At 61.2% G+C, this 21,230-nt stretch carries 18 protein-coding genes, 1 tRNA gene and 1 pseudogene; 8 read left to right on the top strand and 12 right to left on the bottom strand.

The window, feature by feature from the left end; translation table 11 throughout:
• Nucleotides 1-11 precede the first annotated feature (11 nt).
• On the top strand, nt 12-947 hold the full coding sequence (locus tag ABWL43_RS01025; RefSeq protein ID WP_404486291.1) for a LysR family transcriptional regulator: 936 nt from the start codon (nt 12-14) through the stop codon (nt 945-947).
• On the opposite strand, the gene ABWL43_RS01020 is transcribed toward ABWL43_RS01025, so the two are convergent.
• Nucleotides 838-1,932 carry a fatty acid desaturase gene (locus tag ABWL43_RS01020; RefSeq protein WP_404486289.1) on the bottom strand — a complete coding sequence of 365 codons (1,095 nt, stop codon included), beginning with the start codon at nt 1,930-1,932 and terminating at the stop codon, nt 838-840. The two genes, ABWL43_RS01025 and ABWL43_RS01020, sit on opposite strands and share 110 nt — an antisense overlap.
• 101 nt (nt 1,933-2,033) lie before the next feature.
• Here ABWL43_RS01020 and ABWL43_RS01015 point away from each other — a divergent pair, with 101 nt between their 5' ends.
• The gene (locus ABWL43_RS01015) at nt 2,034-3,038 is read left to right on the top strand and encodes an AraC family transcriptional regulator (RefSeq protein ID WP_145159709.1); all 1,005 of its coding nucleotides are present in this window, start codon (nt 2,034-2,036) and stop codon (nt 3,036-3,038) included.
• 116 nt (nt 3,039-3,154) lie between these two features.
• Here the strand turns inward: ABWL43_RS01015 and ABWL43_RS01010 are convergent, their stop codons facing one another.
• Nucleotides 3,155-3,520, bottom strand: a complete 366-nt coding sequence (locus ABWL43_RS01010) for a response regulator (RefSeq protein WP_119738264.1) — start codon at nt 3,518-3,520, stop codon at nt 3,155-3,157.
• 38 nt (nt 3,521-3,558) lie between these two features.
• Entirely contained in the window at nt 3,559-4,245 is a 687-nt protein-coding gene (locus ABWL43_RS01005) for a Crp/Fnr family transcriptional regulator (RefSeq protein WP_404486286.1), read from the bottom strand.
• An 83-nt stretch (nt 4,246-4,328) separates the two neighbouring features.
• Between ABWL43_RS01005 and ABWL43_RS01000 the strand changes: the two genes are divergently transcribed.
• The gene (locus ABWL43_RS01000) at nt 4,329-4,856 is read left to right on the top strand and encodes a DUF962 domain-containing protein (protein WP_404486284.1); all 528 of its coding nucleotides are present in this window, start codon (nt 4,329-4,331) and stop codon (nt 4,854-4,856) included.
• 121 nt (nt 4,857-4,977) lie between these two features.
• Here the strand turns inward: ABWL43_RS01000 and ABWL43_RS00995 are convergent, their stop codons facing one another.
• From ABWL43_RS00995 to dibA, 6 genes are all read right to left on the bottom strand, one after another.
• A complete protein-coding gene (locus tag ABWL43_RS00995; protein WP_404486282.1) occupies nt 4,978-5,958 on the bottom strand; it encodes a sulfate/molybdate ABC transporter ATP-binding protein in 981 nt (326 codons plus the stop codon).
• 3 nt (nt 5,959-5,961) lie between these two features.
• Nucleotides 5,962-6,834: a sulfate ABC transporter permease subunit CysW gene (gene cysW, locus ABWL43_RS00990; protein ID WP_003218139.1), complete on the bottom strand. Its 873-nt coding sequence runs from the start codon at nt 6,832-6,834 to the stop codon at nt 5,962-5,964.
• A gap of 13 nt (nt 6,835-6,847) precedes the next feature.
• Nucleotides 6,848-7,666 carry a sulfate ABC transporter permease subunit CysT gene (gene cysT / locus ABWL43_RS00985; protein ID WP_003218141.1) on the bottom strand — a complete coding sequence of 273 codons (819 nt, stop codon included), beginning with the start codon at nt 7,664-7,666 and terminating at the stop codon, nt 6,848-6,850.
• A gap of 198 nt (nt 7,667-7,864) precedes the next feature.
• The gene (locus ABWL43_RS00980; RefSeq protein ID WP_106577355.1) at nt 7,865-8,875 is read right to left on the bottom strand and encodes a sulfate ABC transporter substrate-binding protein; all 1,011 of its coding nucleotides are present in this window, start codon (nt 8,873-8,875) and stop codon (nt 7,865-7,867) included.
• Nucleotides 8,876-8,950: 75 nt separating this feature from the next.
• On the bottom strand, nt 8,951-9,133 hold the full coding sequence (gene oscA / locus ABWL43_RS00975; RefSeq protein WP_003170956.1) for a sulfur starvation response protein OscA: 183 nt from the start codon (nt 9,131-9,133) through the stop codon (nt 8,951-8,953).
• A gap of 303 nt (nt 9,134-9,436) precedes the next feature.
• Nucleotides 9,437-11,347 carry a phosphodiesterase DibA gene (gene dibA / locus ABWL43_RS00970; RefSeq protein ID WP_404486279.1) on the bottom strand — a complete coding sequence of 637 codons (1,911 nt, stop codon included), beginning with the start codon at nt 11,345-11,347 and terminating at the stop codon, nt 9,437-9,439.
• A 165-nt stretch (nt 11,348-11,512) separates the two neighbouring features.
• Between dibA and desA the strand changes: the two genes are divergently transcribed.
• Together desA and ABWL43_RS00960 are read left to right on the top strand one after the other, a co-directional pair.
• A complete protein-coding gene (desA, locus tag ABWL43_RS00965; protein ID WP_404486277.1) occupies nt 11,513-12,697 on the top strand; it encodes a delta-9 fatty acid desaturase DesA in 1,185 nt (394 codons plus the stop codon).
• Between the two features lie 422 nt (nt 12,698-13,119).
• Nucleotides 13,120-14,121 (top strand): sensor domain-containing diguanylate cyclase, encoded by a 1,002-nt coding sequence (locus ABWL43_RS00960; protein WP_145159695.1) that lies wholly within the window; start codon nt 13,120-13,122, stop codon nt 14,119-14,121.
• A gap of 52 nt (nt 14,122-14,173) precedes the next feature.
• On the opposite strand, the gene ABWL43_RS00955 is transcribed toward ABWL43_RS00960, so the two are convergent.
• The 3 genes from ABWL43_RS00955 to gabD all read right to left on the bottom strand — a co-directional run bounded on the left by ABWL43_RS00955 (nt 14,174) and on the right by gabD (nt 18,416).
• Complete coding sequence (locus ABWL43_RS00955) at nt 14,174-15,376, bottom strand: HDOD domain-containing protein (protein ID WP_404486275.1); 1,203 nt, start codon at nt 15,374-15,376, stop codon at nt 14,174-14,176.
• 139 nt (nt 15,377-15,515) lie between these two features.
• The gene (gene gabT / locus ABWL43_RS00950; RefSeq protein WP_106577350.1) at nt 15,516-16,793 is read right to left on the bottom strand and encodes a 4-aminobutyrate--2-oxoglutarate transaminase; all 1,278 of its coding nucleotides are present in this window, start codon (nt 16,791-16,793) and stop codon (nt 15,516-15,518) included.
• Between the two features lie 180 nt (nt 16,794-16,973).
• Entirely contained in the window at nt 16,974-18,416 is a 1,443-nt protein-coding gene (gene gabD, locus ABWL43_RS00945; RefSeq protein WP_126569792.1) for an NADP-dependent succinate-semialdehyde dehydrogenase, read from the bottom strand.
• A 371-nt stretch (nt 18,417-18,787) separates the two neighbouring features.
• Between gabD and ABWL43_RS00940 the strand changes: the two genes are divergently transcribed.
• The 3 genes and pseudogenes from ABWL43_RS00940 to ABWL43_RS00930 all read left to right on the top strand — a co-directional run bounded on the left by ABWL43_RS00940 (nt 18,788) and on the right by ABWL43_RS00930 (nt 21,217).
• A tRNA-Arg gene (locus tag ABWL43_RS00940) sits at nt 18,788-18,864 on the top strand.
• A gap of 98 nt (nt 18,865-18,962) precedes the next feature.
• Nucleotides 18,963-20,276: pseudogene (locus ABWL43_RS00935) on the top strand (DUF927 domain-containing protein); the annotation flags it as partial.
• Between the two features lie 98 nt (nt 20,277-20,374).
• Entirely contained in the window at nt 20,375-21,217 is an 843-nt protein-coding gene (locus ABWL43_RS00930) for a chromosome segregation protein SMC (RefSeq protein ID WP_404486273.1), read from the top strand.
• Nucleotides 21,218-21,230 lie beyond the last annotated feature (13 nt).

Here is a 21,230-nt window from a genome sequence, read left to right as displayed (position 1 = left end):
CCGGGCACACCATGGACCTTCGCCAACTGCGCTACTTCATCGCTCTTAACGAGCACCGCAGTTTCGTGCGCGCCGCCGACGCCATGGGCATCACCCAACCCGCCTTCAGCCGCAGCATCCAGGCCCTGGAACAGGAATTCGGTTGCGTGCTGGTGGACCGCGCCCACAAAGAACTGCGCCCCACCCCGGAAGGCCAGGTGGTACTGCAACACGCGCTGAGCCTGGTGCAAGGCGCGGCGCTGCTTAGCCATGAAGTCACGCGCATGACCAAGCTCGATGCCGGCGAAGTGCGGTTTGGCAGCGATGCGGTGGCGGCCGTCAACTTGGTGCCCGAGGCGCTGGCACGCTTTATCGGCGTCTACCCCAAGGTCCGCAGTGTGTTGCAGGTAGCTAACTGGGAACACCTCGGGCGCAGCCTGAGTCGCAAAGAAATCGAATTTTTTATCGCCGATGTGCGCCATTTCGAAGCCGACCCTAACTTCCACACCCAAGCCCTGAGGCCTCGGCGCAGCGTCTTTTTCTGCCGCAACGGGCACCCGCTGCTGGCCAAGGACAGCCTGTCCACCAACGACCTGTTCGACTACCCGCTGGCCACGCCGTTGATCGCACCCGGCATTCGCAAACTGCTGGCCAACCTGAGCGGACGCATCGACTTCAGTCCTGCCATCGAACTTGAGCAGTTCGCCGCGCTGACCCACATCGTGCGCCACTCCGACGCCATAGGCCTGGGCACTGAAGAGGCCTTCGTCGACGCGTTCGCCCGAGGCGACTTGCAGGTGCTGCACTGGCGCAACCTGCCGCACGCCCTGGACAATTTGAACAACCGCAGCGGGGTGATCAGCCGCGCTGGGGTGCGTTTGTCGCCTGCGGCGAAGGCGCTGACCGAAACCCTTCTTGCGGTGGAAAGCCAAGGCGGTTGGCCCGCGCAAAGGTGCCGAAATCGTTGAAGCGCACGCCCATCTCGCGCATTACCTTGTGCGCCACCCTGGCGGTCATCTGGCGGATGTAAAACGGCTCTTTCACCACAAAATGGTGGATGCCATGGGTGCTGCCGAAGTTGAAGCAAAAGGCTTGCAGCGGCCACATCCACCAGGGGTTGAGCACCTGGGTTTGCTGGATCACATTGCCCAGCTCCACATCACCGTAGTAGTGCATGTTGGAGCTGACAAAGTGCAGGCAGAAGGTGCGCAGCACGTTGGGGCCAATGATCACCACCGCGGCGATGTCGATCACTTGCATCACCTGCAAGGTGCCGGCTGACCAGGCGATCGGCGCGCCCATCAGGCTGGCGACGCCATTGGCCGCATGAAAGCCCAAAAACACATACCACGCGCCCCAATGCAGCAGCGCCAAGGGCGCGTACACCAACAGCGAGCGCTTGAGGATGTTGAATTTGTGCTTCCAGGTCCTGGCGCGCAGCATGCGGATGAACGCCGACATGAGGTTGTCACCCACCATCAGCAACCGCGCCAGGCCCCACGGCTCGCCATTGGTGATGGCGCGCTCTTCCATATCGGTCTCGGTGCCGGACACCTTGTGATGATTGAGGTGCAGATGCCGGCGTATCCACGGGTTGATGGTGCTCGGGCGCGCCAGCCATACCAGGCCCATCATCAGGTTGTGGGGCAGGCGTTGCTTGCGAAAGTACATGCTGTGGATCAGGTCGTGTTCCAGCTCGTGGGTCAGCGAGGCGAGGAAGGCATTGAGCAGCAGGCATACCCACCACGCCATGTGGCCGCTGATGTAGAGCGCCGCCGAGCCGAGCATGCCCAGCAAGGCAAACGCCAGAATGCCCGCGCCCAGGGCGTCCTGGTGCCGCAGCCAGGGGTGCTGCTGGCGTAATCTGGCCCCTTCGGCGAGCACCACGTCACGGATATGCGCTGAACGCTGTTGTGCGTTCATCTGCTGGGGACTTGCAGAAGTACCGTCCATGCTTCCATCCTCTTGGTTATTGATTGATGCATCCTGGCCCAAGCGGTGCGCCAGGGCATCAGCCCCACACGCCAACCTGTTGACCGCAAGCGCCAATCGTCATGCCCGAAGCCACTTCCCTCGCCAGCTGGACCCGCGCCCTGCGCAAGCAGCTCGACGCCCTGGACCTCGACAGCGCCGCCCTGTGCGCGCAAGCCGGGCTCGACCCGCAGCAGATGGACGACCCCAACGCGCGCTATCCGCTGTCGGCCACCACGCGGTTATGGGCACTGGCCGTGCAGGCCAGCGGCGACCCGGCCATCGGCTTGCGGGTGTCGCGGTTTGTCAGCCCGACCACCTTTCATGCGCTGGGTTATGCGTTGGTGGCCAGCGGCAGCCTGCGCGAGGTGTTCGAGCGGATCGTGCGTTATCACCAAGTGGTCAGCGATGCGCTGACGCTGGAGCTTAGTCGAGAGGGCGAGCGCTATTGCTTTCGCCTGCTGCAACCCGTCGGCAGCCCGGCACCGGCGCTGGAAGCGATTGATGCGTTTGCAGCGATCTATGTGCGCACCTGCCGAAATCGGCTCGGCCGTGAGTACGCGCCGCTGGCGGTGTACCTGCAGCGCCCGGAGCCGGCCGACCCCACGCCGTGGCACACGGTGTTTCGCGCACCGGTGTTCTTTGGCGCCGAGGAAGACCGCCTGGAGTTTGCCGCGCGGGACTTCGACAGCCACTTGGATGACGCCAACCCGGAGTTGGCCGAACACAATGAAACCGTGCTCAAACGCACCCTCGCCCAGCTGCAACCGCTGACCTGGGAGCGCAAGGTGCGCGCGGCCATCGAGGCGCAATTGCCGGAGGGTGAGCCGAGTGCCGAACGGATCGCCCAGGCGTTGCATTTGAGTTTGCGCAGCTTGCAACGGCATCTGGCCGATGAAGGCTGCCGGTTTGACGCGTTGCTCAATGAATGTCGGGAGAATCTCGCGCTGCTGCACTTGCGGGATCCGCAGTGCTCATTGGCCGAGATCAGCCACTTGCTTGGGTTTGCCGATACCAGCAGTTTCAATCGGGCGTTCAAGCGCTGGACGGGGATGACGCCGGGGCAGTTTCGGGATGGGTTGCGTTAGGTAGGGCCTCTTCGGGGGCAAGCCCCCTCCCACATTTGACTGCGTTAACAAATCAAAAGGTGGGAGCGGGCTTGCTCGCGAAGGCGGTGGATCAGGCCATGCACATCCTGGATCAATCAGCGCCCACGATCGCGGCGCAGTAACTTTCTTGCCCGCGCCGCCAGCGCCTTGGCATCAAAGGGCTTGAGCAAATAATCATCTTCATGCAATTCCAACCCGCGCAGCCGGTCTTCAATCCCGCCCGGCGTGGTCAGGAACAACACCGGCGTCTCGCCCTTCAACCGAATAGCCTGCTGCAACTTCCAGGCGTTCAAGCCCGGCAACATCACATCCAGAATCACCAGCTCGTACTCGGTACTCTCCACGAAGCGCAACGCTGCCATGCCATTGGCTGCGACCTCCACGGTGTAGCCGGCCTCGTTCAAACCCCGGGCCATCCGCTGTGCCTCTTCGGTTTCATGTTCCACTAACAGCACGCGCATAACACACCTCGATTGATCAGGTTTGCAGGCTATCACCCTCAGGTCTGCGCCGCCTCACGCAAGCGATGAGCATCGAGGATTTCAATTTCCCCGTAGCCCAGGCGCACGACGCCCTGGGCTTGCAGGTCCTTGAGCAAGGCGTTGGTGGTCTGGCGTGACAGGCTCAACATCGCCGCCAGGTCTTCCTGGGGCAGTTGCAGCACACGTTTTGAGTGCTCGGTATCGCCGTAACCTTCAACGATCATCAGTAAACGGTGCGCCAGCCGCACCGAGGCCGGCATCAGGCTCAGGTGCTCGATATTGATAAAGCTCAGGCGCAGTTTCTGGCTCATCAGCAAGGCCAGGTCGCGCCAGTATTGCGGGGACTCATCAAGGATGTTCAGCAACGCCTGCTGCGGCACCTGCAACAGCGTGCACGGCCCCACGGCGCAGGCGTCGTGGGTGCGCGGCAAGCTGTCGAACAGGCAGATTTCGCCGAACCAATACGGCCGCTCTACCAGGCTCAATAGCGCTTCCTTACCGTGCTCGTTCACCGCGCTGATGCGCAGCGTGCCGTCGAGCACCGCATACAGGCCACAGGGTGGGTCACCGCGCTTGAACAGGTATTGCCCCGCCGCCAGCTGGCGCTGCCGGGCACTGGCCAGCAGGCTATGCTGAAAAGAGGCAGGCAAGTGACTGAACCAATGACCGCTGGCCAGCTGCGCGCGCCATTTCTCTGTGTCCATGCGAACTCCGAAGATTGTCGCCCAGCTGACAGTCAGTCACAGGCTGGCAGGGCATGATCAAGCATCCTACAGGAGGAACAACAATGAAAAGCCTCGTCGAGCACCTCAGTCAATACGCCGCCTACCACCGCGACCCGCGCAATATCGCCAGCCACTTTGTCGGCATCCCGCTGATCGTGGTCGCCCTGGCGGTGCTGTTGTCGCGCCCCGAATGGGCCGTCGGTAGCCTGTGGATATCTCCGGCAGTGCTACTCGCGCTGTTTTCGGCATGGTTTTACTTGCGCCTGGAACTGGCGCTGGGCGTGCTGATGACGGTGTTGATGGGCCTGTCGGTGTGGGCCGGGCATGCGCTGGCGGCGCAGAGCACAGCGGTGTGGCTGGGCAGCGGCATAGGGATGTTTGTGGTGGGCTGGGCGATTCAGTTTGTCGGGCACTACTACGAAGGCAGGAAGCCGGCGTTTGTGGATGATGTGTCGGGATTGATTGTGGGGCCGTTGTTTGTGGTCGCGGAGTTGGCGTTTGTGCTGGGGTTGCGGCATGACCTCAAGGAGCAGATTGAGGCGCGGTCCGGCCCGGTAGAACGCCGCGATCTAAAGCCGAGCAAGGTCTGAATGTGGGAGCTGGCTTGCCTGCGATGCAGGCACTTCGGTGTCTCAGTCACACCGCAGTGATGCTATCGCAGGCAAGCCAGCTCCCACACAAGCCCGCTCCCACAGGGGTCATGCGGTGTTTTTAAGCTTTTTGCCAGACCTTGGGTTTGAAGAACAGGGTCTCGCCACGCGCCAGGCCCGTCAGGCTGTCGTGGTCTTTGACCACTTCGGCCTCGATCAACTCGCTTTGGCCTTCGACCTTCAGCGTCACCCGTGTAGTGGCGCCCAACGGCCGAATATCCCGCACTTCAGCCGCGTGGTGATCGTCCAGTTCATGGCGCGACAACGACACTTCATGCGGGCGGAACAGCACGTGCTGGTCCTCACCCAAATGCAGGCGGTTGGAATCCCCCAGGAAGTGGTACACAAAATCGCTGGCCGGGTTCTCGTAGACTTCGCCCGGTGAACCGATCTGTTCGATCACGCCCTTGTTCATCACCACAATGCGGTCGGCGACTTCCATGGCCTCTTCCTGGTCGTGGGTCACGAACACCGAGGTCAGGTTGATGTCTTCGTGCAGACGCGCCAGCCAGCGGCGCAGCTCTTTACGCACCTTGGCGTCGAGGGCGCCGAACGGCTCATCCAGCAGCAACACTTTGGGCTCGACCGCCAGGGCGCGGGCCAGGGCGATACGCTGGCGCTGGCCACCGGAGAGTTGTTCCGGGTAGCGATCCGACAGCCAATCCAGCTGCACCATGTTCAGCAACTCGTGAACCTTGACCGCGATCTGGCTTTCGTTCGGGCGCTGGTTTTTCGGTTTCATGCGCAGGCCGAAAGCGACGTTGTCGAACACAGTCATGTGGCGGAACAGCGCGTAGTGCTGGAACACAAAACCGACGTTGCGATCACGCACGTCGTGGCCGGACACGTCTTCGCCGTGGAACACGATGCTGCCGGCATCCGGGGTTTCCAGGCCGGCAATGATGCGCAGCAAGGTGGTCTTGCCGCAGCCGGACGGGCCCAGCAACGCCACCAGCTCGCCACTCTGGATGTCCAGATTGATGCTGTTCAGGGCCTTGAAGGCGTTGAAATTCTTGCTGACATTACGGACTTCAATCGACATGACTTATTCCTCACCGGCGCTTTTGCGCAGGCGGTTGATACGGTTCTCGCTCCACTGCTTGAGCAGCAGGATGAAGAGCGCCAGGATCAGCAACAGGCTCGCGACGGCAAACGCGGCAACGTGGTTGTATTCGTTGTAGAGGATCTCGACGTGCAGCGGCAAGGTGTTGGTCACGCCGCGAATGTGGCCGGACACCACCGACACCGCGCCGAACTCACCCATGGCCCGTGCGGTACACAGCACCACGCCGTAGATCAGGCCCCACTTGATGTTCGGCACGGTCACATGCCAGAACATCTGCCAGCCATTGGCACCGAGCAGGCGCGCGGCCTCTTCTTCCTGGGTACCCTGCTCCTGCATCAGCGGGATCAGTTCACGGGCCACGAACGGCACCGTCACGAAGATGGTCGCCAGCACAATGCCCGGCAAGGCGAACACGATCTGGATGTCATGGTCTTGCAGCCAGGGGCCAAAGAACCCCTGGGCGCCGAACATCAACACGTAGACCAGACCGGCGATCACCGGCGATACCGAGAACGGCAGGTCGATCAGCGTGACCAGGATGCTCTTGCCACGGAATGAGTATTTGCTCACGCACCAGGCGGCGCTGACGCCGAACACCACGTTGAGCGGCACCGAAATCACCACGGCGATCACCGTCAGCTTCAGTGCCGACAGCGCGTCGGGTTCCAGGATCGCGGTGAAGAACGCGCCAAGGCCGTTCTTCAAACCCTGGGACACCACGATAAACAGCGGCAACAGCAGGAACAGGAAGAACACCAGCCAGCCGAGGCTGATCAGGATGCGTCGCGACACCGCGCTGCCACGACGGGCGGCGTTGGCCGAAGACGCGGCGGAAATAGACGATTGGGACATGTTCCGCGCCTCCTTATGGGTGTTCGATGCGCCGCTGCAGCAAGTTGATCAGCAGCAGCAAAACAAAGGAAACCACCAGCATCAGTACACCGATGGAGGTGGCGCCGTGGTAGTCGTACTGGTCGAGCTTGACCATGATCAGCAGCGGCAGGATCTCGGTTTTCATCGGCATGTTGCCCGCGATGAAAATCACCGAACCGTACTCACCAACGCCACGGGCGAAGGCCAGCGCGAAGCCGGTCAGCCAGGCGGGCAGCAACGCAGGCACGAGGATGTAGCGAAACACCTGCAAGGGCTTGGCGCCGAGACACGCGGCGGCTTCTTCGATTTCCCGGGGGATATCGGCCAACACCGGCTGCACCGTGCGCACCACGAATGGCAGCGTGACGAAGGTCAGCGCCAGGGTGATGCCCAGCGGGGTGTAGGCGATTTTGAAGCCCAGGTCAGCGGCGAACTGGCCGACCAGGCCGGTGGGGGTGTAGAGCGCAGTCAGTGCGATGCCGGCAACGGCGGTGGGCAGTGCGAAGGGCAGGTCGATCATCGCATCGATGATCTTGCGGCCGGGAAAGGTGTAGCGCACCAGCACCCAGGCCAGCAGCGTACCGATCACGCCGTTGATGATGGCGGCATACAGCGCCGTGCCGAAGCTCAGTTTCAACGCCGCCAGCACACGCGGAGCGGAGATGATGTTCCAGAACTGATCCCAAGTGAGTTGAGCGGCATGTACAAACATCGCCGCCAGGGGGATGAGTACGATCAGGCTGAGGTACACCACGGTGTAGCCCAGCGTCAGCCCGAAGCCGGGTATGACGGGGGAAATACGACGCGACATAAGAGTCCTTGGTTAGCGGGTAGATACCACTATAGGAGCGAGCTTGTGTGGGAGCTGGCTCTTCTGTGGGAGCCGGGCTTGCCCGCGATGCAGGCACCTCGGTGTGTCAGTCACACCGGGGTGATGCTATCGCAGGCAAGCCAGCTCCCACACAAGCCCGGCTCCCACAGAAAGCTGGCTCCTACAGTTTAATTTGGCTTACTGCGCCGAGTAGATCTGGTCGAACACGCCACCGTCATTGAAGAATTTCGGTTGGGCAGTTTTCCAGCCGCCGAAGTCTTTGTCGATAGTCACCAGGTCCAGTTTCGGGAACTGCTGGGCGTATTTGGCGGCGACTTTCTCATCGCGTGGGCGGTAGAAGTTCTTCGCCGCAATCTCCTGGCCAGCCGGGCTGTACAGGTGCTTGAGGTATTCGGTGGCGATTTCGGTGTTGCCCTTTTTCTCGGCGTTCTTGTCGACCACGGCCACTGGCGGCTCGGCGAGGATCGACAGCGAAGGTACGACGATGTCGAACTTGTCGGCGCCGCCGTCTTCTTTCAGCGCCAGGAACGCTTCGTTTTCCCAGGCCAGCAACACGTCACCCTGACCGTTGTTGACGAAGGTGATGGTCGAACCGCGCGCGCCGGTGTCGAGGATCGGCACGTGCTTGAACAGCTCTTTCACGTATTCCTGGGCCTTGGCTTCGCTGCCACCGGCTTTCAGGCCGTAGGCCCAGGCGGCGAGGAAGTTCCAGCGGGCGCCGCCGGAGGTTTTCGGGTTCGGGGTGATCACGGACACGTCTTTCTTGATCAGGTCGCCCCAATCCTTGATGCCTTTAGGGTTGCCCTTGCGCACCAGGAACACGATGGTCGAGGTGTAGGGCGTGCTGGCGTCCGGCAGGCGGGTTTGCCAGTTTTCCGGCAGGGTCTTGCCCAGTTTGGCGATTTCGTCGATGTCGCCGGCCAGGGCCAGGGTCACCACGTCGGCGCGCAGGCCGTCGATCACCGCTCGGCCCTGTTTGCCCGAGCCGCCGTGGGATTGCTGGATCTTGACGTTGTCGCCGGGGTGGGACTGTTTCCAGAAGGTGGTGAACTCAGCGTTGTAGTCCTGGTACAGCTCACGGGTCGGGTCATACGAGACGTTGAGCAACTCGTAGTCCTTGGCAACAGCGGAACCGGCAAACACGGCACTGGCCAGTGCGGCCAGGGCGTAACGGCGAATCGACGACATAGAAGGCTCCTGAAATTCTGGGGTGTTGGCTTTTTCTTATAGTTGCGGGTCTAGCATGTGAATCGCCGTTGTTGCTCAGCTCGGTTTGTTACCCGGGTTCTGCAAACGGAATTTTTCCTTGCGTTCGATCTGTACCACTTGGGCGTTATGCACAGTGATTTCCACCGCGCCAAACCGCAGGTCGCGCAAGGCGCTCTGGATCTCACGCAAAATGGCTGCTTCGTCCTGGCCGTCGACGCTACGTAGAGATGCGCTCATGGTCTCGCTCCTGAAATGAATAGTGCCTGGCAGTGGCGGCACTGCTTGCGGCGTGAGGGCGATAGTAGATAAGCGCGGATATTCTTAAAAATACTATTTAAGAATGTTTATATAACCAGAAAGAATTTTCTGGCAGGACGTGGGGTTGCGAAGGTTTTGGTACTGAAAATACTGATACCCAGGCGCGGCTGAAGCCTGTGGGAGCCGGGCTTGCCCGCGATGGCGGTGTGTCAGGCACGAAATATTTCGCCTGAAAGGCCCTTATCGCGGGCAAGCCCGGCTCCCACATTGACCGAGTTTTGCCTATCGGATAGCGGGTGCCCGATGCCAATCAATCTCCTGTGCCGGCATCGGCCGCCCAAACCAATACCCCTGCCCCATATCGCATTCCTGCTCCAACAAGAACCGCGCCTGGTCCACTTGCTCGATGCCTTCGGCGTGCACCTGCATGCCCATGCTTTTCGCCAGGGCGATTACCACGCGCACAATCGCCGCATCGTCCTCATCCCATGGCAGCCCGGCGACAAAGCCCTGGTCGATCTTGAGCTTCTGCACCGGCAGGCGCTTGAGGCGCAGCAGTGACGAATAGCCGGTGCCAAAGTCGTCGATGGCCAGGCGCAAGCCCAGTTCACGCAGGCGGTGCAGCTGCTCAAGGGCCACTTCCGGATCATCCATCACCGCGCTCTCGGTTACTTCCAGCTCCAGGAACGCCGGATCGAGGCCGGTGGCGTGCAGCACCTGAGCGACTTGCTCGTACAGCTCGCGCCGGGCAAACAGCCGGCTGGAGACATTCACCGCGATAAAACTCAGCGGCGCGCCATCGGCCAGCCATTGGCACATCTGGCGGCAGGCCTGGTCCATGACCCAGGCGTCGATGTCGGCAATCAGCCCGGTACGTTCGGCGATGGGGATGAAATCGCCCGGTGGCACCAGACCGCGCTCCGGGTGTTGCCAGCGCACCAGCGCTTCGACGCCGATCAGGCGGCTGCCCTGCAGGTTGTGCACCGGCTGGTAATACACGCGCAGCTCGTGCTGGTCGAGGGCGCGGCGCAGTTCGCTGGCGATTTCCACACGGTTCTGCGCATGGGCGGTCAACTCTTCGGTGTACAGCGCGTAGCTTTCGCGCCCGGCACTCTTGGCCTTGAACAGCGCGGAATCGGCATTGCGCAGCAACTGCTGGGCGCTCAGGGCATCGCTGGGGAACAGGCTGATACCGATACTGGCGCTGATAAACAGTTGGTGGCCGTCAAAGATGAACGGCTGCTTCATCGCGTCGAGCATGCGCTGGGCCAGGGCGGCGGCCTGCACCACCTGTGGACAACTTTCGGCGAGCACGGCGAACTCGTCGCCGCCCAGGCGCGCCAGGGTCACGCCGGGGCCGAACAGCCCCTTGAGCCGCTCGCCGACCGCTTTGAGCAACTGGTCGCCGACGTTATGGCCGAGGCTGTCGTTGATGATCTTGAAGTGATCCAGGTCAAGCAACAGCAAGGCACAGCCGCGTTTGTGCACTTGCGCCGAGGCCAGCGCCTGCTCGGCGCGGTCGGTGAACAGCAGGCGATTGGGCAGGTCGGTGAGCGGGTCGTGATGGGCGAGGTGCGCCAGTTCGTGCTCGGAATCCTTGATCGCGCTGATATCGGAAAACACCGCGACGTAATGGCTGACCTTGCCTTGGTCATCCTGGATGACGCGGATGGTTTGCCACTGTGGATAAATTTCACCGCTTTTGCGCCGATTCCAGATTTCGCCGCTCCATTCGCCGGTGCGTTCCAGCGTCTGGAACATCTGTTGATAAAAATTCGACGAATGGCGCCCGGACTTGAACAAGCTTGGTCGCTCGCCCATGACGTCTTCGCGGCGATAGCCGGTGATCTCGATAAACGCCCGATTGACGTGCACGATCAACCCTTGGGCGTCGGTGACCAGCACGCCTTCGCGGGTGCAATCGAACACGGCAGCCGCCTGGCGCAGGCGCTCGCGGTTTTCTTTCAGGGGCTGCTGCAGCTGGTGAGCACGGGCAAACCGGGCGCAAATCAGAGACAGGGTCAGCGCGCTGAGCCCCACCCAGACATAGCCGCGCACCTGCAGCCAGCGTTCCAATTCTCGAGGGTCATCGAGAAAGTCGATCAATAGATGATGGCTGAGCTGGAGCCACGCAATGGAAACCAGCAGGTATACCAGCCCCACACGCAGGGCACCTCGGTATGAAAACAGCATATGGTCAGTAATCCTTACCAAAAAACAAAATCGCCCTACAAAGGCTGCGGATTATAGAATAAGAAACATCCAGTCACTTCTATCTGAAAGGGCGGCTGGTTTTCTCTGTAGGCTTAGTGATAATGCGTGAGCTGCTTTTTTCTTTATCTGAGGGCCATACAGCCTATGTGGTACAACGGTTTTCTTGACTTGTCAGCCTGGCAACTGGTGGCAGTCACTCTGTTGATGACCCACGTGACCATCGTTGGGGTCACGGTTTATCTGCACCGCTATTCAGCCCATCGCTCCCTGGAGCTCAATGCCGGCCTGAAACACTTCTTCCGCTTCTGGCTGTGGCTGACCACGGCGCAGAACACCCGCGAGTGGACCGCCATCCACCGCAAACACCACGCCAAATGCGAAACCGTCGACGACCCGCACAGTCCGGTCGTCAAAGGCCTGTCCACCGTATTGCGCAAAGGCGCCGAGCTGTACCGCGCCGAAGCCGAAAACCCAGAGACCCTGCGCATCTACGGCAAGAACTGCCCGGACGACTGGATCGAGCGCAAGATCTATACGCCTTACCCGCTGCTGGGCGTGGCGATCATGGGCGTCATCGACCTGATGCTGTTCGGCACCATCGGCATCACCATCTGGGCGATCCAGATGATGTGGATTCCGTTCTGGGCTGCCGGCGTGATCAACGGCCTGGGGCATGCCGTGGGCTATCGCAACTTCGAATGCCGTGACGCGGCGACCAACCTGGTGCCGTGGGGCATCATCGTCGGCGGCGAAGAGCTGCACAACAATCACCACACCTATCCCAACTCGGCCAAGCTGTCGGTGAAAAAGTGGGAATTCGACCTGGGTTGGGCGTGGATCAAAGTCTTCAGCTTCCTGCGCCTGGCCAAGGTGCAGCGCGTTGCCCCCATCGCCCACCGTGTCGAAGGCAAAGGCCATCTGGACATGGACACCGCCATGGCGATCCTCAACAACCGCTTCCAGATCATGGCCCAGTACCGCAAGTTGGTGATCGGCCCGCTGGTCAAGCAAGAGCTGGAGAAGGTCGATCACTCGGTGCGTCATCAGTTTCACCGTGCCAAACGCCTGCTGTCGCGTGAAACCAGCTTGCTGGATGACCGCCACCACGTGCGTATCCAAAGCCTGCTGGAACACAGCCATGCGCTCACCGTGATCTACGAGAAGCGCCTGGCGCTGCAGCAGATCTGGCTGAAAACCAGCTCCAATGGCCACGACATGCTGGCTGCGATCAAGGAATGGGTGCACGAGGCCGAGGCCAGCGGCATTCAGTCTTTGCGCGATTTTGCCCACCAGCTGAAGACCTATTCGCTGCGTCCTACAGCGGCCTGATCGAGCATTCACAGCCCGCTCGTGTGAGCGGGCTTGCCGTGGCAGGGCGGGTTGGCCTTGGCAGGCGGGCTCCCTGTGGCGAGCGGGCTTGCCCCGCGTTGGGCTGCAAAGCAGCCCCAATAAAAACCACCGCATTTCTCCCGACAAACCGCAGTGCCAGGTTTCAGGGCCGCTTCGCAGCCCAACGCGGGGCAAGCCCGCTCGCCACAACAAGCACCCTCACCACCGTAAAACTAATCACCAAAACCAGCCTATTCACCGCGAAAATCGGCCTACAACCGGTTTCTGACGTCATTTCTTAGTCAGCCTGTTCACGGAACTTCACCGCAATTCCCCTCTCTCAAAGAACACTTCGCCATCATGGTGACCCCTTGTAGTGACCGCTGCTCCATCCTGCGGCGCGCCCAGAGAGAGTTGTACCGATGGTTCACGAAAAGCCTTACTTGCCCGATGCCCCCACAGCTGAGCCCGCCCGCCCGGCTGCGGCGGCAACCTTGCTGGCGCTCATGCACGCCCAGGGTGAAGTCGAGCGGCTGAGTGAGCGCGAGCAACTGCTCAGCTCACTGCTGGTCAGCGTGAATGCCGTGCTGTGGGCCATCGACTGGGAAACGCGCCAAGTGCTGTACGTGAGCCCGGCCTACGAGCGAGTGTTTGGCCGTCCGGCCGGTCTGCTGTTGGCCGACCACCGCGAATGGCGCAACAGCGTTCACCCCGAAGACCTCGATTACGCTGAATACAGCCTCGCCCGCGTGCTGGAGCAAGGCGCCGTGGAGGACCGCGAATACCGCATCATTACCGCCGACGGGCAGATTCGCTGGCTGAGTGACAAATGCTATATCAACCAGCAGGTCGAGCCCGGCAGGCCGGTGATCGTGGTCGGCATGGCCGAAGACATCACCGAAAAGAAACAGATGGAGTTGGAACTGCACCGACTCGCCACCACCGACGTACTGACCCAGAGCAGCAATCGCAGGCACTTTTTCGAATGCGCCAACCTGGCCTTCGACAGCGCCTGCGCCCAAGGCACAACGCTGGCGTTCCTGTTGCTGGACATTGATAACTTCAAAGAGGTCAACGACAGTTACGGCCACCTAGAGGGCGATCAGGTGTTGCGGCGTATCGCCGAGAGCGGTCGCAGCGTACTGCGCCGTGGCGACCTGTTCGGGCGCATCGGTGGCGAAGAATTCGCCGCCGTGCTGCCCGGTTGTGCGCCGCACATGGCGTTGCAAGTGGCCGAGCGGTTGGGCAAGGAAATCCAGGCGCTGAGTTTCAGCTACGAAGGGCGGCAATTTACCGTCACCGTCAGCCAGGGCCTGGCTACGCTGCGCGAAGAAGATGCGTCTCTGGACAGCCTGTTTGCGCGCGCGGATGCGGCGATGTACGAGGCCAAACGCCAAGGCAAGAACCGCGTCATAGCGAGTTAACGGCACTCAACGATGGGAGCGGGCCGGCTCCCACACGTGACCTCGTTGCTGGCTAAGCCTTACGTACCCGAGTCAACTCCGACAACCCGACCCTCAGCAAGCGCGCCGTTTTGCTGCCGGCGAGCTCTTCCAACCCTTCACGCTCGGTCAGCCGCGCCATCTGCGCCGCCAGGTTCATCACCAGCGATTCTCGCGAATACACCCCGCCTTCGAGTGAATAGATCGACGCAATCAACTGGCGTAGCTCCAACGGCAAACGCCAACGCGCGCGCAATGCCGAACCATAGGCCGCACCGTAGGTAGCCAGAGACTCGCCAATCACCTCGTCATCCAACGCCCCGCCGCCCTGGCGCCAGTCTTCCAGGCAACGCAACAACGCCAAGTCGCCCAGCCGATGCAGGATGCCGGCGCTGTAGCAGCGCTCGTGGTCCAGCTCCAGCATGCGCGCCAGGCGGCGAGCATAGTCGGCAGTGTCTTGGGACAGTTGCCAGTGGCGCTCGGCATAGGCCACCAGCGCCGGGTCGCCCAGCACCACGTTGTGCTTGAGGGCCAGGCCCAGAATCAGGTTCATGCTCTGCCCGGCTGCCAGTGTGTGCAGCGCAGCGGCCAGGGTGTGCACCGGCGTGCCGTGATGGCCGGCGCTGTTGGCGGCGGCGATCAATACGGCCGTTATTTGCGGGTCCATGCGCACCTGGTCTTCCAGGCGTCCGAGGTCCAGGCCATCCGGCGTGAGGCTGTGCTCTACGGCGTCTTTTACATCCACCCGCAACGGCGCGCCGTCAGAGGCTTCGCGGCGGCGCTCCAGGAACACCGGCAACGTCATGCCCGGCGCCAGCGGCGCAATTTCGCAGTACACGCTTTCGCCTTCGTTGAGCAGCAGGTCTTGCAGGCGCTGGGTCAGGCCTTCCATGTTCAGTGGTTTGGTCAGGTACGCCGTCGGCGCCAGGGGCAAGGCTTCGCGCACGCTGGCGCTGTCATTGCGACTGCTCAACAGAATAAAGGGCAGCGAACGGCGCTTCTGGCGCACGCTGCGCAGCAGGCTCAGGCCATCGACGCCCGGCAACTCCCAATCCGCGAGAATCAGGTCGTAGGTTTTTTCTCGCAACAGTGTGGCTGCTTGCTGCCCATCAGCACACACATCCAGCCGTGCGTCGCAGCGCACATTCAACAGCACTTGCTTGAGCAGATCCCGCGACCAAGGGTCCGCCTCGGCAATCAACACTCGGGGTACAGCCGGTAAATCAACAGCAGTCATCCAGCACGCTCCATCGGCAATGCTGCAACCTTAGACAATCACGCTGCCTAGGTACAATGAACAAGGCCTGAATGTGCTGCACCGGGCACAAAAAAACCCGCCGAAGCGGGTTTTTTCTGTCGATCAAATCAGGTTCCGCTTACAGCTCGGAGAAACACTCTTCGATGATCGCCAAGCCTTTGTCCAACTGCTCGTCTGGCGAGGTCAGCGGGACCAGTACGCGCAACACGTTGCCGTAGGTGCCGCAGGACAGCAGGATCAGGCCCTTGTCACGCGCCTTGGCCACCACGGAGGCGACGGCAGCAGCGTTCGGCTTGTGGCTGTCGCCACCTTCGAACAGCTCGACCGCGATCATCGCGCCCAGGGCACGTACTTCACCGATTACCGGGTACTTGGCTTGAATGGCTTTGAGGCCAGTCACCAGGCGCTCGCCGACAGCCTTGCAGCGGTCCAGCAGGTGCTCTTCTTCAAACACTTCCATCACCGCCAATGCAGCGGCGCACGCGATCGGGCTACCGGCGTAGGTGCCGCCCAGGCCGCCTGGGGCGATGGCGTCCATGTATTCAGCCTTGCCGCACACACCGGCCAACGGGAAGCCGCCGGCGATGGATTTGGCGAAGGTGGTCAGGTCGGCGGCGACGCCCATCTGCTCCATGGCGAAGAAGGTACCGGTACGGCCGGCACCGGTTTGCACTTCGTCGGCGATCAGCAGGATGCCGTGCTTGTCGCACAGTTCGCGCAGGCGCTTCATGAAGGATTTAGGCGCGACGTAGAAACCGCCTTCGCCCTGCACCGGCTCGATGATGATGGCTGCGATATCACGCGGCTCGGCATCGTTTTTGAAGATGCGTTCGATGCTGGCGATGGCGTCGTCATCGCTCACACCGTGCAGTTCGTTCGGGAACAGCGCGCGGAACACGCCACCTGGCATCAGGCCCATGCCGGCCGAGTACGGCACGACTTTGCCGGTCAGGCCCAGGGTCATCATGGTGCGGCCGTGGTAGGCGCCGGTGAAGGCGATCACGCCGGCACGGCCAGTGGCGGCACGCGCGATCTTCACGGCGTTTTCAACCGCTTCGGAACCGGTGGTGACCAGCAGGGTTTTCTTGGCGAAATCGCCTGGCACCTTGGCGTTGATTTTTTCGCACAGTTCCACGTAAGGCTCGTAGGCCAGAACCTGGAAGCAGGTGTGGGTCAGCTTGTTCAGTTGCTCGGTCACGGCGGCGATGATTTTGGGGTGCACGTGGCCGGTGTTCAGCACAGCGATACCGCCGGCGAAGTCGATGAACTCGCGACCTTCAACGTCGGTCACGGTGGCGTTCTTCGCGGATTCGGCGAAGATCGGGTGAATCTGGCCAACACCGCGCGGTACAGCGGCTTCGCGGCGTTTCATCAGGGATGCGTTGGTCTTGCTCATAAAGTCCTCATTCGCCACTCATCGGGTGGCGTGGTCCAAGGAATACGTGGCGGGGAGGCAACTACGGCAGCATGCGATGATCGACTGCCACAGCTTTCCCGGCCACTACGAATAACGGTGCGAAACACGCAAAGGGTCAGCGCTCTCGTGCCCTCTGCGTTTGCTGCAAGCTCTTGCCGGTCAGATGCCCAGGCAGAGGTATTTGATTTCCAGGTAATCCTCGATCCCGTACTTGGAGCCTTCACGGCCCAGGCCCGACGCCTTGATGCCGCCGAACGGCGCCACTTCGTTGGAGATCAACCCGGTGTTGACGCCGACCATGCCGTATTCCAGGGCTTCAGCCACACGGAACACACGGCCCAGGTCGCGGGCGTAGAAATAGGAAGCCAGGCCGAACTCGGTGTCGTTGGACATCGCGATCACTTCGGCTTCGTCTTTGAAGCGGAACAGCGGCGCCAGTGGGCCAAAGGTTTCTTCCTTGGCAACAGCGGCGTCTTTCGGCACGTCGACCAGAATGGTCGGCTCGAAGAAGTTGCCTTCCATCACCTTGCCACCGGCCAACAGCTTGGCGCCTTTGCTCAGGGCATCAGCGATGTGCTCCTGAACCTTGGCCACGGCTTTTTCGTCGATCAGCGGGCCAGTCGTGGTGCCATCTTCCAGACCGTTGCCGATCTTGAGTTTGGCCACGGCCACTTTGAGTTTCTCGGCGAACGCGTCGTACACCGAATCCTGGATGTACAGGCGGTTGGCGCAGACGCAGGTCTGGCCGTTGTTGCGGTATTTGGAAATGATCGCGCCTTCGACGGCCTTATCCAGGTCCGCGTCGTCGAACACAATAAACGGCGCGTTGCCGCCCAGTTCCAGCGAGACCTTCTTGATGTCCTTGGCGCATTCGGCCATCAGCTGACGACCGATTTCGGTAGAGCCGGTGAAGGACAATTTACGCACGATCGGGTTGCTGGTCAGCTCGCCGCCGATGTCGCCGGCACTGCCGGTGACCACGCTGAGCACGCCTTTAGGGATACCGGCACGGTGCGCCAGCTCAACCAGGGCCAGGGCCGAGAACGGCGTTTGCGAAGCCGGCTTGATCACCATGGTGCAACCGGCGGCCAGGGCAGGGCCGGCTTTACGGGTGATCATCGCGGCCGGGAAGTTCCACGGGGTAATTGCAGCGGTCACGCCGATGGGCTGCTTGATCACGATCAGGCGCTTGTCGGGCTGGTGGCCGGGAATCACATCACCGTAGATGCGCTTGGCTTCTTCGGCGAACCACTCGATAAAGGAAGCGGCGTAGACGATTTCGCCCTTGGCTTCGGCCAGCGGCTTGCCTTGCTCCAGGGTCATCAGGCGACCGAGGTCGTCCTGGTTTTCGATCAGCAGCTCGAACCAACGGCGCAGCTTGTTGGCGCGCTCCTTGGCGGTCAGCGCACGCCAGGCCGGCAGCGCCTTGTCGGCGGCTTCGATGGCGCGGCGGGTTTCGGCGGCGCCCATCTTCGGCACGGTGCCGAGAATTTCGCCCGTGGCCGGGTTGTTGACCTTGATGGTTTGACCGTTGTCCGCATCGACCCAAGCGCCATCGATAAAGGCTTGTTGGCGGAACAACTGGGTATCTTTGAGCTGCATGTCGGCTTTCCTTAACAGCACCGCGCGCACGCGGAGCGAATTAGAGTTGTTGAAAGGCGCCTTGTGGGCTGCCGTCAGGGAAATCAGCCCCAGCGCGCGGCAAGAGTGAAAGAGCGCACGGGAGACAGAGCGTTTGAAATCTCAAACGAATCCTAGGATCAATGGGGGTACAGGGCAATAGTCTGTTCGAAAAAAAGAACGAAAACGGCGCATTTGCCGAATCTTTCTGATCAGCGTGATCCGGCCGCGTTCCACCCCATCGACCACCGGCGCCCGGCGCAGGGCCTCTGTGCAGCCAATTCCTACCCAAAAACGGCCAAAGACCGGCATGGACGCCCAAGGACGACATGGGTATGATGTCGCCCGCACAAGCATCCGTAGCTCAGCTGGATAGAGTACTGCCCTCCGAAGGCAGGGGTCGTGGGTTCGAATCCCGCCGGGTGCACCAGACACAGACGAAAAAGCCCCAGGTCGAAAGGCCTGGGGCTTTTTTGTGGGCGACCGATAGCACGTTTGGTCACGCGCCTGGGCTGGTAAGACTGTGAGCAGCTCACACCCATCAGCGAAACGCGCGCTCTGCAGCAATGGCAGCAGCAACTCGGCGCACTGTGCGTTGGTAACCATCGCTTGGCGTTTGCCGCCTCTGTGGCCTTTGCAGGCCCGTTGCTGAACCTGCTTGGACATGAGTCGGGCGGCTTCCACCTCTACGGCGACAGCTCCGGAGGCAAGACCACCCACTTGCAGGTCGCTGCCTCGGTCTATGGCGGGCCGCGTCTGGTACGTTCGTGGCGTTCAACAGACAACGCCCTGGAGTCCATCGCCGCCGCGCACTCAGACGGCCTCCTGGTGCTGGATGAAATCGGCATGTGCGACCCGCGCATTATCGGCGAGACGGTCTACATGCTCGGTAATGGCACCGGTAAGGCTAGGGCGAATGATCGAGGACAAGCGGGCCGACAGGTGCAGGAGTGGCGCTTGCTGTTTCTCTCGACCGGCGAAAAGACGTTGGCGCAGCACATGGCAGACGCAAACAAGGAGCTGAAAGCCGGTATGGAGGTACGCATGCTCGCCGTCCCAGCGGATGCCAGCAAGGGCCTCGGCATGTTCGATGTGCTGAACGGTTTTGAGGACGCTGCTGCCCTCTCTGATGCGCTCAAAGCCCGTGTAGCGAAATACTACGGCACGCCCCTCTCCGCCTTCCTGCACGCACTGTGCGCACCAGGGGAAATGCTCAGGTGGTCGGTGATCGTTCGCCGCACGGTGGAACAGTTCACCACCCAAAACCTGCCCGCCTCGGCCAGTGGTCAGGCCCAGCGCGCCGCCCTTCGCTTTGGCCTCGCAGCAGCGGCCGGAGAGTTGGCTACCGCCTTTGGCGTCACCGGTTGGCCTGATGGTACGGCCACGACGGCTGCACGGGTTTGCCTGCATGCATGGCTAGCCGAGCGTGGCGGCGCCGGTAACTTCGAGGGGGATGCGATTGTGGCTCGACTGCACCAGGTCATCGAACGGTTCGGAGAAAGCCGCTTTACCCGCTGGGAATCTGCGGCCGCCAAGATCGATGAGCACGGCCCACGCACGATTGATCGACTGGGCTTTCGCAAGACGATGGAACACGGCATGGGCGATGCCCTGCATACCACCAATACCTATTACGTGCTGCCGGAAGCCTGGAGGGCCGAGATCTTCAAGGGCATGAATATCAGTGCGGTGAACAAGGAGCTGCTGCAACGGGGCGTGCTCGAGCCGGGAACCGACGGAAAAGCGTACAGCTTGATTCGGCTACCTGGACTGGGGCCTCAACGCTGCTACGTGGTGAAGACCGTACCAGGAACGGACGAAGGCGAGGCTAAGGCCGCCTGACGGCATGCCTACTGATCGAGGTAGCGCCGGCTCAATTCCGGCCTCGCCAGCCGTTCGATAACCATCCCTATCAACCGCTGTACCCAGAGACAATACAGATGAACACTATCCAAGAACTGAAAGACCGCCGCGACACGCTGACCCTCGAAATGGAGAGCATTCAGCGCGACCTAGCGCCCTTCGAAGAAGCGCTGGAAAGCCCGGAGGTTATCCAGCAAGGCCGTCAACGGGCAGTGCAAGATGAAATCAACGATCATAAAAGACGCATCGAATCACGAGATCATGAGATCTATTGCCTGAATCAAAAAATCGATCGCCTCGAGACTCTTGCGAACCGCGAGAGCTTGGCTGCGGGATACCTCAGCGGCATTGCGAACTGGAAAGCCGACGAGATGGAGCTTAACGAAAAACGCAGCAGCATCGAGACCAGGTTGCAGCAAGTCCGCCAGAGCGATCAGGAAGACATGGCAAAGGCTCGACAAGCTGAAACGGACGCAGCCACCGCTTATGCGCAGGCTGTCGCCTGGGGCGATGTAGAGGGCGAGAAGGCCGCTAACGCGGAAGCTCAAAAGGCAGCAAAAAACCTCACGGCTGCGGCTGAGCATCACCGTCGCCAACAACTGATCATCACAGCGCTGGAGAGAGAGCTGGTGACGATTGATCTGCACATCACAGAGGCACAAAAGGAACGCGCCAAGATCGAGAATAAAGCGGCTCACCTGGCGAACACTGTGCTGGAAGAAAAGTGGAATGAGGCGGCGAAAGCACTGCTGGAGACCGGCGGCAAGCTGTGGGCTGCGCGAAGACTGATTAGTCAAGATCCGGTTGCGCTGCTGAAGCTGGAAATCCCTGAGCAAGGTGAAAACTTCGGAAGCTGGACCTTCCGAGAACTTGCAGAACGATCACACCAACACAGCCTGCTTGACCTGTTGGCGGCCTAACCTCAACCCTGCC

The sequence above is a fragment of the Pseudomonas sp. HT11 genome (assembly GCF_044875395.1).
Classification (GTDB): Bacteria; Pseudomonadota; Gammaproteobacteria; order Pseudomonadales; family Pseudomonadaceae; genus Aquipseudomonas.
The sequence above is the reverse complement of the archived record's forward strand: the minus strand, read 5'-3'. Positions and strand labels throughout refer to the sequence as shown.

Excerpts from the sequence above, each read along its gene's own strand:
- gabD (WP_126569792.1), bottom strand. The coding sequence starts at position 18,416 with ATGCAGCTCAAAGATACCCAGTTGTTCCGCCAACAAGCCTTTATCGAT.
- ABWL43_RS00930 (WP_404486273.1), top strand. The coding sequence starts at position 20,375 with ATGAACACTATCCAAGAACTGAAAGACCGCCGCGACACGCTGACCCTC.
- oscA (WP_003170956.1), bottom strand. The coding sequence starts at position 9,133 with ATGAGCGCATCTCTACGTAGCGTCGACGGCCAGGACGAAGCAGCCATT.
- ABWL43_RS01005 (WP_404486286.1), bottom strand. The coding sequence starts at position 4,245 with ATGGACACAGAGAAATGGCGCGCGCAGCTGGCCAGCGGTCATTGGTTC.
- gabT (WP_106577350.1), bottom strand. The coding sequence starts at position 16,793 with ATGAGCAAGACCAACGCATCCCTGATGAAACGCCGCGAAGCCGCTGTA.
- ABWL43_RS01015 (WP_145159709.1), top strand. The coding sequence starts at position 2,034 with ATGCCCGAAGCCACTTCCCTCGCCAGCTGGACCCGCGCCCTGCGCAAG.
- ABWL43_RS01010 (WP_119738264.1), bottom strand. The coding sequence starts at position 3,520 with ATGCGCGTGCTGTTAGTGGAACATGAAACCGAAGAGGCACAGCGGATG.
- ABWL43_RS00960 (WP_145159695.1), top strand. The coding sequence starts at position 13,120 with ATGGTTCACGAAAAGCCTTACTTGCCCGATGCCCCCACAGCTGAGCCC.
- ABWL43_RS01020 (WP_404486289.1), bottom strand. The coding sequence starts at position 1,932 with ATGGACGGTACTTCTGCAAGTCCCCAGCAGATGAACGCACAACAGCGT.
- ABWL43_RS00980 (WP_106577355.1), bottom strand. The coding sequence starts at position 8,875 with ATGTCGTCGATTCGCCGTTACGCCCTGGCCGCACTGGCCAGTGCCGTG.
- ABWL43_RS00995 (WP_404486282.1), bottom strand. The coding sequence starts at position 5,958 with ATGTCGATTGAAGTCCGTAATGTCAGCAAGAATTTCAACGCCTTCAAG.
- ABWL43_RS01000 (WP_404486284.1), top strand. The coding sequence starts at position 4,329 with ATGAAAAGCCTCGTCGAGCACCTCAGTCAATACGCCGCCTACCACCGC.
- cysW (WP_003218139.1), bottom strand. The coding sequence starts at position 6,834 with ATGTCCCAATCGTCTATTTCCGCCGCGTCTTCGGCCAACGCCGCCCGT.
- ABWL43_RS00955 (WP_404486275.1), bottom strand. The coding sequence starts at position 15,376 with ATGACTGCTGTTGATTTACCGGCTGTACCCCGAGTGTTGATTGCCGAG.
- dibA (WP_404486279.1), bottom strand. The coding sequence starts at position 11,347 with ATGCTGTTTTCATACCGAGGTGCCCTGCGTGTGGGGCTGGTATACCTG.
- ABWL43_RS01025 (WP_404486291.1), top strand. The coding sequence starts at position 12 with ATGGACCTTCGCCAACTGCGCTACTTCATCGCTCTTAACGAGCACCGC.
- desA (WP_404486277.1), top strand. The coding sequence starts at position 11,513 with ATGTGGTACAACGGTTTTCTTGACTTGTCAGCCTGGCAACTGGTGGCA.
- cysT (WP_003218141.1), bottom strand. The coding sequence starts at position 7,666 with ATGTCGCGTCGTATTTCCCCCGTCATACCCGGCTTCGGGCTGACGCTG.